Source organism: Flagellimonas aurea, assembly GCF_017313785.1.
GTDB lineage: Bacteria > Bacteroidota > Bacteroidia > Flavobacteriales > Flavobacteriaceae > Flagellimonas > Flagellimonas aurea.
The window spans coordinates 68,995-82,770 of sequence record NZ_JAFLNL010000001.1 but is presented as its reverse complement, the minus strand read 5'-3'; the positions used below and the strand labels follow the sequence as shown (position 1 = coordinate 82,770).

Below are 13,776 nucleotides of genomic sequence, written 5' to 3'. Positions count from 1 at the left end.
TTAGAACGATTTGTGTCAGAGATTTTAGGTTTTTAAGAAAGACCAATAATGTTTTGTGATCATTTGGAGGAATCAATTGGAATAGCACATTTTAATCACAAAATCATCCAATTAAGCAGGTTTTAAAAGGAGTAAAACTGAATATTTCCTAGTTTTGTACCAACGCAAAAATTAAACTATGAAGGATTCTGCTCCGGATACGAAAACGATTTCGTTAAATGTTTACGGAATAAACCACGACAACATCCACTACCAATTGTCCCCGGAAGAACTCCAGGACATCACGATTGACAAGGACATGGGCCGTGAAGCCTCTTCAGGGGCCTTGGCGGTAAACACTGGGGAATTCACGGGCCGGTCGCCGAAGGACCGCTTCATCGTCAAGGACGATATCACCAAGGACAAGATCTGGTGGGGCGACATCAACATTCCTTTTGACAGTGAAAAGTTCGATGCGCTCTACGATAAGGTCATCGCCTATCTGAACACCAAGGGGCTCTATGTACGGGACTCATATGCCTGTGCAGATGCCGACTACCGTTTGAACATCCGTGTGATCAACGAATATCCGTGGTCCAATATGTTCGCCTACAATATGTTTCTTCGTCCCACCGAGGAGGAACTGGAGGATTTTGACCCGGAGTGGACGGTGGTGAACGCACCCGGTTTTATGGCCGACCCAAAGGAGGACGGCACCAGGCAGCATAACTTTGCGATACTGAACTTTGGCAGGAAGATCGCCCTTATCGGCGGTACGGGCTATACGGGGGAGATCAAGAAAGGGATATTCTCCGCGCTCAACTTCATACTTCCCGTATACAAGGAGACCCTTCCCATGCACTGCTCCGCCAATGTGGGGGAATCGGGGGACACGGCGATATTCTTTGGTCTATCGGGAACGGGGAAGACGACCCTCTCCACGGACCCTGACAGAAAACTGATCGGCGATGATGAGCACGGATGGACGCCGGACAACACGGTGTTCAATTTTGAGGGCGGGTGCTATGCCAAGGTGATCGATCTATCAAAAGAAAAGGAACCGGAGATCTACGGGGCCATCAAAAAGGGCGCTATTTTGGAAAACGTGGTGATGGACGACAACGGTGAGGTCGATTTCACCGATACCTCGATCACCCAGAACACCAGGGTAAGCTACCCGATACACCACATCGAAAACATCCAGTGGCCATCGATAGGGAAGAACGTGAAGAACATCTTTTTCCTTACGGCGGATGCCTTTGGGGTATTGCCCCCCATTTCAAAATTGACCCCTGCACAGGCGGCCTACCACTTTATATCGGGCTATACGGCCAAGGTTGCTGGAACGGAAGCGGGCGTTGTGGAGCCACAGCCATCGTTCTCGGCATGCTTCGGTGCCCCGTTCATGCCCTTGCACCCGGCCAGGTATGCGGAGATGTTGAGCAAGAAGATGAAGGAATCCGGTGTGGACGTTTGGTTGGTGAACACGGGCTGGACGGGCGGACCCTACGGAGTGGGCACCCGCATGGAGCTAAAATACACCAGGGCAATGATCAGCGCCGCATTGAACGGCGAGCTGGGACTGTACAATTACGAGAAGTACCATATCCATTCGGTCTTTGGCGTGGCCCAGCCGAGGGAATGCCCGGGTGTGCCGACCAAGGTGCTGAGCCCAAGGGCCACATGGAACAATGATGAGGCTTACTACAAAACGGCCTTTAAGCTTACCAATGCCTTTAGGGAGAACTTTAAAAAGTTCGAGGAGCACGCCAGTGAGGAAATCCGGAGGGGAGGACCACAACGGTACGCATTCTAGAAAAAAAAGACGCCCCCGGTTTACCGAGGGCGTTTTAGTTTTTAGGCCAGAATTAAAATTACTTGTTAACGCTGGTAATGTACTTTTGTAATGCCATGGTCATGGAAGGAGTTTCGGGCGTTGGTGCCTGAATGTCTATTCTAAGACCTGCACTTGTTGCTGCTTTTACCGTACTGTTGCCAAAAACGGCAATTCTTGTATCGTTTTGTTCAAAATCGGGAAAGTTCTTCATTAAAGATTCGATTCCTGATGGGCTGAAGAATACCAAAATGTCGTAATACACATTTCTAAGGTCAGAAAGGTCGCTGATTACCGTTTTGTAGAAGATTCCTCTTGTCCAATTTACACCTAGTTCGTCCAACAATTCGGGAACAACAGGTTTTAGCGAATCGGAAGAAGGCAATAGAAACTTTTCATCCTTGTACTTCTTGATCAAGGGAATCAACTCGTTAAAAGTCCTTTTCCCAACATAAATCTTCCTTTTTCTGTACACCACATATTTTTGTAAGTAGTAGGCGACGGCCTCCGACTGACAAAAATATTTCATGGAATCCGGAACTTTGAAGCGCATTTCATCGGCAATCCTAAAAAAGTGATCCACAGAGTTTCTGCTCGTAAGGATAATCGCCGTAAAGTTGTTCAAGTCGATTTTTTGCTGTCTCACATTTTTGGCCTCTACGCCTTCAACGTGTATGAAAGGTCTAAAATCTACTTTAACTTTCTCTTTTTCAATTAGTCTTGAATAGGGGGAGTTTTCGACTTTGGGTTCTGGTTGGGAAACCAAAATTGTTTTTACTTTCATAAGTTATCAACCTTTTAAATAGCTTCCAATTAACACCAAGGGCGCAATTTCGAGTGCGCAAAGGTACAAAATAAAATACAGAAAATACGGGAGGAGTGTTTTTTGATGGTTCTTTAATAGCTTGGTCAAGCCAATGCCATTTATAAGAAAAATCAGGGTCAATGCCGTGTATATTATTGTTTTTGAGTCGTTTGCGATGTAAATCAATAAAATATTGGCAATGCAGATTATAATGCTACTATAATTGAGGTAAGAGATTTTACTGAATACAAAACTAGAAACCAAGCTTAAGTTGTTGAAAACGAATCCTGTAAACATCTGTATCAAGAACTTGACCAGTTCAAAAAGGGCCAAAAACCCTAGAATGATCAAATAGTTGGTCATGGTGTTATCCTGGGGGACCAAGTCGAAAGTATGAAGAATCAGAAAAATAAAAAAGGATAGGTTGACAAGCTGAAACAAGGTCAACAGCAAATGGAACCAATGCGAAAACTGTCCTTTTTTGTTATGGAGCAGGATGTATTTATCATTAAAAGGCAAAATGATGAAGTTTAAAAACTTTTTATGAAATAGGTATTTGCCAAGTGCGAAAACAACCAAGCTTGTAAACAAGGTTATGGTCATCCAATCCAATGAAACTATTGTTTTTTCAATGGGTTCCATTATTCGATTTTAACAGGTTTTCCATTGAGTCCGGGAAGAAGACCGTTTTCTGCGATCCCGATCCTAAAATATGCAGGTCTTTCCATAGTGGATAAGGGTAGCTCAAAGGAGTAGTTGATGGTGTCTTTGGATTTCAACAAAGATTGTTGGGGCAAGGTGTTCTCAACCTTTAGGGGAAGCATCTGCTTAACCTGCTTGTGCTCGTTGGAGTAAGAAATAGTGTATTCCAATTGTTCCAAAGGCACATCAAAAGGGTATGGGTTATACACCTTGAGCGAGTGTTTGATGCCGGTCTCCGGCTTTTCCACAATGCATTGCAATTTTCGGTAGGACTGAAAATCATCAATATATATTCCGTGAAAAACTGTACTGTCCAGATGCATGTAACTAATGTCGCCACTTTTTCTATACTGGGAAACATACAAGACCTTTTTTCCGCGCACTCGCTCCTCAGAGCCATCAATGGAATATTGGTTTTTGCGGTACATAAAATTGTTGAGCGAAATAGCAGGTACATCCGAATAAAACTCATACATGGAGGAACGGCGGTAAGAGTTTTCAAACACAACTGGGATCCCACCGGATTTTGTCTTAAGCTCGTTCACCCACTCCTTGTTTCCATGAGTTTCAAAGTACATCGGGAATAATCGGTAGTTCACCATCCAGGCTCTTGCGTACATCAAAAGAAGCAAACTTACAATACCAATCCGGTACATCCACTTTCTGCTTTTGGCGTTGTTTAAAAGATGGTCGAAAGCAATTAATGCCAAAGGAATTGAGATGGCAATGGTCCATTGTGCCTGCACCCTCCGGTTGAAGCTGGAAATGAAAAAGAAAATCAATACTCCATAAACCAGATAAACCAGTGCCTTCGAGAATTTGTCCGTTGCCTTGAATTTAAAAAGGGCGCCATAGACCCAATAGAAAAGCAGGCCAATGATAACTACAATGTTCAAGAAAAAGCCCAAGGTAAATTCATCAAACTTATATGCTTGGTTCGGGCGTTCGGATAAATGGAAGGTGATGGAAACAAAATCGTTCTGATAGAGCCATATAAAATGGGGGGCGTAGCAAATAAGGGCCAAAATTACGGCGAACCACGCTTTTTTGTTGAAAATGAGCTTGTAGTTGGATAAGAACACAAAAAGAATTACCAATACCGCATGGTACTTACTGTACATCAATGCGGCCATTATCAACCCTAGACCTATTGTGGTCATGATACCCTCATGCTTCAAAAAACGTTTGTACAGCCAAAGGAACAGGGCAGTGAAAAATAATAATGCCGTATCGGGAAGCGTCAAAAAACCATAGGCATTCATCAAAGTAAATGAGAATACCAAAAGGAAAAAATGGGTTACATAATCCTTTTTCTTTGGATTTTCCACCATCAACCACAATAGTATATAGGTTCCAGCAGAAAGTATGCAGCTCATAAATCGCACCCCGAGTTCTCCATCAAAAAGAAAACTGCTAAGCTTTATCAAAAACGCGACCATGGGCGGATGGTCAAAATACCCCCAGGCCATATTTTGCGCATAGTACCAGTAGTAGGCTTCATCATAAATGAGTTCTGTTACCGACGATTGCAGCAGGTTGAGTGCAAATAGAACGGCCAAGAGAACAAAAAAAAGTCTGGGAAACTTTTGAGACATCAAAATGTGATTTTAAAGGGGCAAAGTTACAAATATTGGGGAAGTCCTGTTTAAGCATCCTATATCTCTTGCGAGTACAATTTAGAAAACCGTATTTTTGAACATTCTAATCCAGTGCGAATGGCAGACGGCTTGGTCATTATACCCACATTCAACGAAATCGAGAACATCGAGGCCATAACAAAGACGGTCTTCGACCTAAAAAAGGATTTTCATGTTCTTGTTGTCGACGATAACTCACCCGATGGTACGGCAGATTGTGTACGAACCTTACAGACCGAATACCCTGATCGTCTTTTTTTAGAGGTTCGCAAAGAGAAATCGGGTCTGGGTACGGCTTATATTCATGGTTTTAAATGGGCTCTGGAAAGAGGGTACGAGTATATTTTTGAAATGGATGCGGATTTTTCGCATCGGCCAGCAGATTTGTCCCGTTTGCACAGGGCCTGCTTAAATGGCGCCGATGTTGCCGTAGGTTCCAGATACAAAAAGGGGGTAAATGTGGTCAACTGGCCTTTGGCAAGAATATTACTTTCTTACGGGGCATCTTTTTATGTAAAATTGATTACCGGAATGAAGGTACATGACCCTACTGCCGGATTTGTCTGTTACAAAAGAAATGTGCTGGAAACCATTAATTTGAATAATGTACGCTTTATTGGCTACGCTTTTCAAATAGAAATGAAGTACAGGGCCTATCTCAGAAAATTCAAGATAGAGGAAGTCTCGATTATTTTTACTGATCGGGTAAACGGAAAATCAAAAATGAACTCCGCCATTATTCGGGAGGCAATTTTTGGTGTGATAGCCATGAAGTTTAGGAGTATATTTTTTAAAAAGAGCTTTTAGTTATGTCAAGAATACTGCTGAAGAATGCCAAAATCGTGAACGAGAACAGCATTTTTGAATCCGATGTGCTATTGGATGGGGACTTTATTGTTAGAATCGATTCGGATATTTCTGATGCCAATGCCAAGGTGATAGATCTGGAAGGAGATGTATTGTTGCCCGGCATTATAGACGATCAAGTACATTTTAGGGAACCGGGACTAACACATAAGGGAACCATTGCTACTGAAAGCAGGGCGGCCATTGCTGGGGGCATTACCACTTTTATGGAACAGCCCAATACAATTCCACAGACCACTACCATTGAAAAACTGGAAGAGAAATTTGCCATTGCCGCTAAGGATTCATCGGCCAATTATTCGTTCCTTTTTGGAGGTACCAACGATAATTTGGAAGAGTTAAAACGACTCGACAAAAATGCATGTTCCGGGGTAAAACTGTTTTTGGGTTCTTCTACCGGAAATATGCTGGTGGACAATGAGGAAGTACTGGAAAAAATTTTCAGTAATACCGAAATGGTGATTTCAGCTCACTGTGAGGACGAAGGTACCATAAGGACCAATTTGGCCAAGTACAAGGAGATGTATGGAGACAATATCCCGATAGAAATGCACCCTGTCATACGAAGTGCGGAGGCTTGTTACCTATCCTCATCAAATGCAATTGCCCTTGCCAAAAAAACTGGTGCCAGATTGCACGTATTCCATGTATCCACAGGAATTGAAACCGATTTGTTTACGAACAAGATCCCCTTGGAGGAGAAGAAGATTACCGCTGAGGTATGTATTCACCATCTTTGGTTTTCCGATGAGGATTATGCAAAAAAAGGCACCCATATTAAATGGAACCCTGCTGTAAAGACGGCAACCGATAGGCAGAAACTTTGGGAAGCGCTGTTGGACGACCGTTTTGATGTGATTGCCACCGACCATGCACCACATACGCTCGAAGAAAAGGATAATCCATACACCAGTGCGCCATCTGGGGGGCCATTGGTACAGCACGCTTTGCTGGCTATGCTCCAAAAGGAAAAGGAAGGAATCATCAGTTTGGAGAAAATCGTCGAAAAAATGTGCCATAACCCCGCAAAGTTGTTTGATATTGACCGACGTGGGTTTATACGCGAAGGCTATTACGCAGATTTGGTTCAGGTTAACCAGAGTTCCAAAAATGAGGTTAAAAAAGCCAATCTTTTCTATAAATGTGGTTGGTCTCCCTTTGAAGGTGTTACTTTTGATTCGGAGGTAAAGCGCACCTTTGTGAATGGTCTTTTGGCCTATGAGAATGGCAATTTTAGTGCAGAAAAGAAAGCAAGGAGGCTTACGTTTAATCGTTAGGGATGAAATATATCGTTACATACATTTTGGGTTTCATCATTTTGGTGTCCTGTGCCGAAAAGGTAGTGGATGAGCCGGAAAACCTTATTCCCAAGGAGAAAATGACCGAGATTTTACATGATCTTGCGATTTTAAATGCTTCAAAATCTGGCGCCTTGAGAAAATTTGAGGATTCAGGTATCGATATCATGGAGTTCCTATATACCAAATATGATATAGATAGCACCCAATTTGCGGAGAGCGACCTTTATTATGCGTCTATTCCTTTGGAATACCAAACCATATACAAAGATGTAGAAGCTAGACTGAAGCAGCAAAAGGATACCTTGGAGGCTATTGGAAAGAGGCTGAACGACAGTGTCCGTGAGGCAAGTATTCAACGAAATGATTCCTTAAAGGCCATTAGGGAGCAAAAGGAAGGTGTAAAAAAGTCAGATACTATTACTTCTCGATAAACCTATCACAGCAAAATTCGATTGCCTTATCCAAGTCTTCGAATTCAAAGTCTAATTCCGATTTTATTTTTTCGCTGCTGTACTCTTCTTTATGGAACAATCCTTTGGCTACAGCTTTGGACAATTTTCTTCTTTTCCCAAAAAGATTGCTTCTAGCCCAATCCCATCTCCAAAAGCACTCGATCATAAATTTTGAAACTTTTTTGGTGGGTGGGGAGACTCCAAGGTTAGGCGCAATTTTATCAAAAAGCTCTTTGTAGGTCATATTTTGATTGACCAAAATAAAGCCCTCGGTGCGGATGTTCGATTCCATCAACATAGTCATTGCTCTTACAACATCCGATACGGTAACAAATCCGGTTCCACCGGGAATGTAATATTTCTTTCCTTTGGAAGCATAGGTAAAAAAGGATCCACTGCCCGACTTCCAAAATCCTGGGCCGATTGCAACACCAGGGTTTACAACAACAATATCAAGTCCCTCTTGTGAGCCGCGCCAAACTTCCAGTTCTGCCTCATATTTGGTAATGCCGTAAACTGTGGCCTTGGCTTCGTTCCATTCATTTTCCTCGGTTACTTCCGTTTGTTTGAGGTTGGACCCAATGGCAGCAATAGAGCTTACGTAGCACAGTTTTTTAATACCATATTTTAAGGATAGATTGACTACGTTCGCCGTGCCTTCAACGTTGGTGCGCTCCAGAATTTTATAATCTTTAGGGTCGAAAGAAATCAGGGCGGCACAATGGTACACGTAGTCCACATCAATAAAAAGCTTGTCCAGATCCCCAAGTTCGGTGATATCGGCCTGTACCCAATCAATTTTTTCCACTAAAGAGGATGGGTCATCGGTAAAATACCCAAAAACCTTACGGACCTTTTCTATGGATGCTTTGCTCCTGTAGTTGCTTCTGACGGTCTTCCCACTGTTGATCAAATGGAAAAGTAGATGGGAACCGATCAGTCCAGTGCCTCCTGTAACCAAAATCATAAAGTAAAAGTACCTATTTGTGACGTAAAAATTGAGGGAAATGCCAACTTCATTTTATATTTGCAGCTATTCCAAAAAATTGATCATGACGAAGAATTTTGTTCAAGAACTGCAATGGAGGGGAATGGTGCACGATGTGATGCCAGGAGCCGAAGAACACCTAATGGAAGAAATGAGGGGTGCTTATGTGGGTATAGATCCAACAGCGGACTCCTTGCACATTGGGCATTTGGTAAGTGTAATGATGTTGCGGCACTTCCAACTGGCAGGTCATAAGCCTTATGCCTTGGTAGGAGGTGCAACCGGAATGATCGGTGACCCATCGGGCAAATCTGCGGAACGCAATTTGTTGGATGAGAAAACCCTACATCATAATCAAGAGGCCATCAAGGCCCAGATGGGCCGTTTTTTGGATTTTGAGAGCGGTGAGCCCAATGCGGCCGTTTTGGTGAACAACTACGACTGGATGAAGAATTTTTCGTTCTTGGAGTTTATCCGCGATGTTGGTAAGCACATCACCGTAAACTATATGATGGCCAAGGATTCCGTTAAAAAGCGTCTTTCTTCAGATGCGAAAGAAGGTATGTCCTTTACCGAGTTTACCTATCAGTTGGTTCAAGGATATGATTTCCTATATCTGTACCAAAACCATAATTGCAGTCTTCAGATGGGAGGCAGTGATCAATGGGGGAATATTACCACGGGTACGGAATTGATTCGACGAATTGGTGGTGGAAAAGGTTTTGCACTTACTTGCCCGTTGATCACCAAGGCAGATGGGACCAAATTCGGAAAAACCGAAGGTGGAAACGTTTGGTTGGACGCAGAAAGAACATCTCCCTATAAATTTTATCAATATTGGTTGAATACTTCGGATGAAGATGCAGAGAAGTACATTAAAATATTCACTTTTCTAAGTAAACAGGAAATTGAAGCTTTAGTGGCCGAACATAAAGAAGCTCCCCACCAAAGGGCACTTCAGCGTAAATTGGCCGATGAAGTGACCATAATGGTGCATTCCCAAGAGGATCTGGACAATGCCATTAAGGCAAGCGATATTCTTTTTGGTAGATCAACTTCCGATGATTTAAAACAGCTTAACGAGAAGACATTTTTGGATGTGTTTGAAGGGGTACCTCAAGCTACGGTGAGCAAGGATGAACTTGATCCCGGTTTGGATATGATAGGCGCACTGGCTGCCCAAACGGGATTTTTGGGTTCCAATGGTGAAGCTCGAAGAGAATTAAAACAAAATTCCATATCCGTCAATAAAGAAAAGGTGAAAGAGGATTATCTGATTACGTCGTCAGATTTGATCAATGATAAATTTGTGCTGCTGCAGCGAGGCAAGAAGAATTATTTTGTGCTAGTAGTCGAGTAGATCACAACACCATCAAATTACATCCTCTGATATCCGAATCATCAAAACGGCCCAAAACTTCAAAGGTTCCGTTTGGGTGCGTTTTCCCCAAATCTTGTGTAGCGATAAAGGAGCAGGAATATAGGTTTGCCAGATCAATCACATTTACACCTCCTGTTTTTCCATTGGGTTGGATTGAAAGCGGGTCTTCGGTGTCGCGCGTAACGATTTTCATCCAAGGAGGTGTCTCAAAAATTCCGTTGCCTTTCGAATAGCCTTGGGACAACAGTTCCGTCATACCGTATTCTGAGTGGATATGTTCAACACCCAATCCCTTTTCTAGGATTTGATGGAGTTCCTCCCGAATCAGTTCTTTGCGTCTACCCTTCATGCCGCCGGTTTCCATCACAATGGTGTTTGTTAAGGTTGAAGGAAATTGTTCGACCAGATCTAAGAGCGCAAAAGAAACCCCGATGAGCAATGTTTTGGCACCTTTACTTTCCAATATCTTTAATTTTTGATGGAGTTCTTCGAGATTATGAAGATAAAACCCACTGTGAGGATGTCCGGATTTTTCAATCAGGCTATTTACCATATAGATCAATGAAGAACCTTCTCTTTCCAAATAGGAGGGTAAAAGAGCTAGAATGCAGAAATCTTTGGGCATTCCGTAGAAAAGTTCAAATGCCTTGAGAAAGCTTTTTTCATATAGCTCTATATCAGGAACAAAATGTTTGCTTGTAGTGCTTTGTGTGGTTCCGCTGCTGGTAAAAATGGTCTCGGGCTCTTTTTGAGTTGAAGTAACCTTATGTGTCTTAAAGAAGGAAATAGGCAGGAATGGTATTTCCAATGAGCTTGAAACATTTTTGGGAGACTTTCTTAAATGGATACAAAAGTCCCTGTATACCTCATTGTTTTCGTATTGAAACTTGAAAATATCCAATGCGACTTCTTCAAAATCGTCCGCATTGTTGATATTGAAAATCCGATGGGTATCAAACTGCTTCATTCTGGACCAAAAGTACCCAAAAATAAAAAGCCCTTCGGGAAAAGGGCTTAAAATGTGATGTGCTGTCTTATTTTATTTGACGACCAATTTTCGGGTCATTGTTTTTTTCTGTTCAGTTACCTGGAGTACATAAACGCCAGGTACCAGTCGGGAAATGTCCAAAGTATTGGTACTGATTCTTTCCGTTAGCACTACTTCACCAAAAACGTCATAAATCCTTATTTCTTTGGTGCCGTTGGTTTCCGTAGAGATATATACCTCATTGCCATAAGCTGGATTCGGGTACATTTTAAAACCCTTGAGCTCCTGTACGGGCTCATTGTTAACTGTAACTAGGTCTTGACCGAATGAGAGTAGTGGTAAAGCCATAAGTAAAACAAAGTAGATTTTCTTCATGCAAGCTGATTTGGGGTCTATGTGCATGATAAAAGTAGGTAAACAGGGTATTGTTCACCATTTTATGTTGTGAAAGTACTAAAATGGGTTGTAAAGCGTTGAAAGCTGTGGTATACGATTGGCAGAAAAGCCGTGAAAATCGGTGAACTACTTCACAATGAGCTTTCTAGTAGCTACTTTGTTTTGTTCAAAAACCCTTAAAATATAAACTCCTTTGCTTAGGTTTGATAGGTTGAGCTCTCTGCCTAAGATGGTGGTCTCAAGGACTTGTGTGCCCAATACATCAAAAACCAGAATTTTCTTTGGAGCGTTTTCTTTGGTTTCTATATAAACCTTGCCTTGGGTAACAGGGTTGGGATACAGCTTAAATCCGTCAATATCCGCACTTGAACTGGCGCTTTGCTGAGAAAACCCAAGTGAACAGATAAAAAAGAAAAAGACGAAGTAAAAGTGCTTCATACGTTAATGGTTGCAAACGGTATGCCACAAATATATAAAAATAGTGATGTGATTATTGAACCATTTGAGAATTAGAGTGATGCTTTTCGATGAAATGCAACCAATTACAAGAAACCATAAAATAAAAATGGCGGATATGCTTACCCGCCGTTTTAATATTCAAACGCTCGATTTTTATTATTTTAAATCTAAATAGTCTATCATTTGGTTATAATCCCTTACATCTAGCTCATTACGTGTTAACCCAGATATTTTGGATGGCCTTACCGCAATGATATTGAGTTCCTTGAATTTCAAATTATTTCCGTAGGGCATAGAGCTATCAAATTTTTCAGCATGGAGAACAAGGGTCAAACCATTGCTTCTGGAATAATAAGTCTTTAGATTTTTTTCAATCTGCACATTTGGAACAGGAAGCCAAGTTTTAGATTCCGCTTCAGCGGATTTATAGAACGGGAATAGTAATAATGGCTCAGTATTGGATAAACCATAGTCATTTTCTGGAATAACCAAGTCCAAGCTTAAACTATCTCTAAGGGTATTTTCGCCAAGAGCGATTAGGGCTGCATCAGCCTTTACAAGGCTTTGTTGTGTTTCTGGGTTCCCATCAAAGGAACTGTCATCGTTTGAGCATGATATAAACAATATGATTAAGCTTATTGAGAATATATTTGATATGAAGGATTTTGTTTTCATGTTATGGATTTTGTTTTCTTGTGACAGAGTTATATTTGTTGAGTCTTTTTAGTTGATTGCAAAACGTAGAGCGAATACATTATTATTTTCATTGGATTCATCATTGTCATCATCATCGTCAACTCGAATCAGCAACCAAAAATTACCACCGACACTATTAAAATCGTATGTAAAAAGTGTAACAGAGGAATAATCCCCACTGTTTGTACCGAGTGATCCAATGTTGGATGTTTTTATTCGCGTATCTGAATTACTTTCAAAAGTGCTGTTTGCTGAAATATAATACCCAACTGTAGTGGAAGTAGAAGTGGCATTGCCAAGATTTTGGACGAGTACATCAATATTTGCAATTCCACTGGGATTATTTAAGTAGTGTCTATCTGTTCCAATTTGGCTGAAATAATTATCACAGCCAAAGCAATCGCTATTAATTACGGAGCCATTTAAATTGATGGACAGATCTGGTTCTCCTGGACATCCATCATTAGATGCTGGACCGGATTCGTTAGGGCAGTTATCTTCATAATTCTGAACGCCATCCCCATCTGAATCTCTGTTATCTTGGTTGTCGCATACATTGCCAATGCCATCGTTGTCCATATCAGCCTGATTGGCATTTGCATTATTTGGGCAATTATCTTGACCATCTGGTATTCCATCATTATCACTATCTACAACACAGTTGATGTTAATGGGGTTGCCTATTGATTGTCCATTAAGACTAAAATCTGCGTCACCATTTCCATTATATCTGTTTAAAACCCTGCAATATCTGGTTCCTAAACTACCACCAAGATTTATTTGGTAAACTTCATCATGATCTAATAATCTATCGATTAGAATATTGACTTTCCATATACCATCATGGTTTGTTGAGGTTCCACATACTCTGTTTTCCGCCTTTTGAAGAGTTGTGAAAGTTTCAAACCTATGATATCTGTAAATAAGACTACATACATCTGTCGAAGACCCTATTCCTGAGCCATCCAAGTAAAAATCTGCATCACCGGTTCCGGAGTATCTATTAAGAACTTTTGCATACCTGACCCCCAGATTAAAGTTACTGCCAAAATCAATTACATAATATTCCCCATTGTTCAACAAATGATCAATGTCTAAGTTCACTTTAACAACAAAGGCATCAGAAGTATTCCCAACACATGCTTTTTCTGCTGTAGCATAGGTTTCGAACCTATGATAATTATAAGTCTGAGCGGAGGAAACGTAAAAAGAAAAGATTAAGCATAAACATAAAGTAATTTTTCTCATGGTATTAGTGTTTTATTTTGAACTAAAAATATAAGAAAAAGAC

General features: G+C 41.4%; 14 protein-coding genes. 5 read left to right on the top strand and 9 right to left on the bottom strand.

The features are described from left to right. Positions 1 to 178: 178 nt before the first annotated feature. Complete coding sequence (gene pckA / locus J0656_RS00310) at positions 179 to 1,795, top strand: phosphoenolpyruvate carboxykinase (ATP) (protein WP_207030665.1); 1,617 nt, start codon at positions 179 to 181, stop codon at positions 1,793 to 1,795. A 58-nt stretch (positions 1,796 to 1,853) separates the two neighbouring features. On the opposite strand, the gene J0656_RS00305 is transcribed toward pckA, so the two are convergent. From J0656_RS00305 to J0656_RS00295, 3 genes are read right to left on the bottom strand one after another with little or no spacing between them, the layout of a single operon-like run. Then, on the bottom strand, positions 1,854 to 2,597 hold the full coding sequence (locus tag J0656_RS00305; protein WP_108245906.1) for a uroporphyrinogen-III synthase: 744 nt from the start codon (positions 2,595 to 2,597) through the stop codon (positions 1,854 to 1,856). Positions 2,598 to 2,603: 6 nt separating this feature from the next. Continuing rightward, entirely contained in the window at positions 2,604 to 3,260 is a 657-nt protein-coding gene (locus J0656_RS00300; protein ID WP_207030664.1) for a DUF4271 domain-containing protein, read from the bottom strand. Further along, positions 3,260 to 4,915 (bottom strand): ArnT family glycosyltransferase, encoded by a 1,656-nt coding sequence (locus J0656_RS00295; protein ID WP_207030663.1) that lies wholly within the window; start codon positions 4,913 to 4,915, stop codon positions 3,260 to 3,262. Before J0656_RS00295 ends, J0656_RS00300 begins: the two co-directional genes overlap by 1 nt. 120 nt (positions 4,916 to 5,035) lie before the next feature. Here J0656_RS00295 and J0656_RS00290 point away from each other — a divergent pair, with 120 nt between their 5' ends. The 3 genes from J0656_RS00290 to J0656_RS00280 are packed head-to-tail and all read left to right on the top strand — an operon-like array spanning position 5,036 to position 7,556. Then, the gene (locus J0656_RS00290) at positions 5,036 to 5,764 is read left to right on the top strand and encodes a polyprenol monophosphomannose synthase (RefSeq protein ID WP_207030662.1); all 729 of its coding nucleotides are present in this window, start codon (positions 5,036 to 5,038) and stop codon (positions 5,762 to 5,764) included. Between the two features lie 2 nt (positions 5,765 to 5,766). Further along, on the top strand, positions 5,767 to 7,101 hold the full coding sequence (locus J0656_RS00285; protein ID WP_207030661.1) for a dihydroorotase: 1,335 nt from the start codon (positions 5,767 to 5,769) through the stop codon (positions 7,099 to 7,101). A 2-nt stretch (positions 7,102 to 7,103) separates the two neighbouring features. Next, entirely contained in the window at positions 7,104 to 7,556 is a 453-nt protein-coding gene (locus J0656_RS00280; RefSeq protein WP_207030660.1) for a DUF4296 domain-containing protein, read from the top strand. Here the strand turns inward: J0656_RS00280 and J0656_RS00275 are convergent. Beyond that, a complete protein-coding gene (locus J0656_RS00275; RefSeq protein ID WP_207030659.1) occupies positions 7,543 to 8,544 on the bottom strand; it encodes an NAD-dependent epimerase/dehydratase family protein in 1,002 nt (333 codons plus the stop codon). The two genes, J0656_RS00280 and J0656_RS00275, sit on opposite strands and share 14 nt — an antisense overlap. An 85-nt stretch (positions 8,545 to 8,629) precedes the next feature. On the opposite strand from J0656_RS00275, the gene tyrS reads away from it, so the two are divergent. Next, a complete protein-coding gene (gene tyrS / locus J0656_RS00270) occupies positions 8,630 to 9,925 on the top strand; it encodes a tyrosine--tRNA ligase (protein WP_207030658.1) in 1,296 nt (431 codons plus the stop codon). A 1-nt stretch (position 9,926) separates the two neighbouring features. Here the strand turns inward: tyrS and J0656_RS00265 are convergent, their stop codons facing one another. The 5 genes from J0656_RS00265 to J0656_RS20270 form a co-directional block, all read right to left on the bottom strand. Next, a complete protein-coding gene (locus J0656_RS00265; RefSeq protein ID WP_207030657.1) occupies positions 9,927 to 10,913 on the bottom strand; it encodes a LuxE/PaaK family acyltransferase in 987 nt (328 codons plus the stop codon). Positions 10,914 to 10,985: 72 nt separating this feature from the next. Then, positions 10,986 to 11,309 carry a T9SS type A sorting domain-containing protein gene (locus J0656_RS00260; RefSeq protein WP_108245916.1) on the bottom strand — a complete coding sequence of 108 codons (324 nt, stop codon included), beginning with the start codon at positions 11,307 to 11,309 and terminating at the stop codon, positions 10,986 to 10,988. A 147-nt stretch (positions 11,310 to 11,456) separates the two neighbouring features. Continuing rightward, entirely contained in the window at positions 11,457 to 11,768 is a 312-nt protein-coding gene (locus J0656_RS00255; protein WP_207030656.1) for a T9SS type A sorting domain-containing protein, read from the bottom strand. Between the two features lie 177 nt (positions 11,769 to 11,945). After that, complete coding sequence (locus tag J0656_RS00250) at positions 11,946 to 12,464, bottom strand: hypothetical protein (protein WP_207030655.1); 519 nt, start codon at positions 12,462 to 12,464, stop codon at positions 11,946 to 11,948. Between the two features lie 48 nt (positions 12,465 to 12,512). Beyond that, complete coding sequence (locus J0656_RS20270; RefSeq protein ID WP_207030654.1) at positions 12,513 to 13,733, bottom strand: thrombospondin type 3 repeat-containing protein; 1,221 nt, start codon at positions 13,731 to 13,733, stop codon at positions 12,513 to 12,515. Between the last annotated feature and the right edge of the window lie 43 nt (positions 13,734 to 13,776).